The 1,448-nt window shown below is 52.8% G+C and carries 1 rRNA gene; it reads right to left on the minus strand.

Features of this window, described 5'->3' with window-relative positions:
* Positions 1 to 1,264 (minus strand): 23S ribosomal RNA (locus tag BLR51_RS28100); the annotation flags it as partial.
* Between the last annotated feature and the right edge of the window lie 184 nt (positions 1,265 to 1,448).

The raw sequence follows: 1,448 nt of genomic DNA on the forward strand, positions 1-1,448 counted from the left end.
CAGAAGAGGATAAATCCTATGTCACACTACGCTCCGCTACCATGCGCTATGCGCATCCTCGGCTTCGGCTCATGGCTTGAGCCCCGTTACATCTTCGCCGCAGGACAACTTGATTAGACCAGTGAGCTGTTACGCTATCTTTAAAGGATGGCTGCTTCTAAGCCAACCTCCTGGTTGTTTTGGTCGTCCCACTTGCTTTCCCACTTAGCCATGAATTGGGGGCCTTAGCCGGAGGTCAGGGTTGTTTCCCTCTTCACGACGGGCGTTAGCACCCGCCGTGTGTCTGCCATCTAGTACTCCCTGGTATTCGGAGTTTGGTTAGGATCAGTAAGCCTGTGGGGCCCCATTACCCATCCAGTGCTCTACCCCCAGGGGTATTCGGATGACGCTCTACCTAAATAGATTTCGCGGAGAACCAGCTATCTCCGAGTTTGATTGGCCTTTCACCCCTAGGCACAACTCATCCCGACCTTTTTCAACAGGTGTGGGTTCGGACCTCCAATACGTGTTACCGTATCTTCATCCTGGTCATGCCTAGATCACTCGGTTTCGGGTCTGATCCATCTAACTCAACGCCCTATTAAGACTCGCTTTCGCTGCGCCTACACCTAACGGCTTAAGCTTGCTAGATAGACCAAGTCGATGACCCATTATACAAAAGGTACGCCGTCACCTCGCAAGGAGGCTCCGACTGATTGTAGGCGTCCGGTTTCAGGTACTGTTTCACTCCCCTCGTCGGGGTGCTTTTCACCTTTCCCTCACGGTACTGGTTCGCTATCGGTCAGTAAGGAGTACTTAGCCTTCGGAGGTGGTCCTCCGATCTTCGAACAGGATTTCACGTGTCCCGCCCTACTTGATACGTTCCATTGAGCTTCCCATACGGGGCTGTCACCCGCTATGGCTGATCTTTCCAGATCATTCTGGTCACTCTCAGGACTCGGCTGGTCCCCGTTCGCTCGCCGCTACTAGGGGAGTCTCTATTGATGTCCTTTCCTCCGGGTACTTAGATGTTTCAGTTCCCCGGGTTTGCTCTTAAGACCCTATGTATTCAGGTCAAAAGTACCTGTTTAAACCCGTTATAGGCTGCTTTCGTCGGACGAGTCCGACGTCAGCAATTATAACGAGCTTTCAGGTGGGTTGCCCCATTCGGAAATTCCTGGATCAAAGCTTATTCTCAGCTCCCCAGGACTTATCGCAGAGTATCACGTCCTTCATCGCCTCTTACTGCCAAGGCATCCACCAAACGCCCTTCTCGCGCTTGATCCGATCCAGAAAGAGCAAGACTCGTAAGTCATGCGGGCACCACGCTGGTTCGTGTGATGCCGTCTTTTCCTGGATCAGAAGCATACTATCCCGCCTGGCTTGCGCCAGACTGGTCCGATCTGGTCGGACCTGGTTAGTGTACTTGACTTGGACAACAACTGTTCGTTTCGGACCGGGATATCGGC

Origin of the sequence: Salipiger marinus, assembly GCF_900100085.1 — a bacterium.
In the GTDB taxonomy this organism is placed as follows: Bacteria; Pseudomonadota; Alphaproteobacteria; order Rhodobacterales; family Rhodobacteraceae; genus Salipiger; species Salipiger marinus.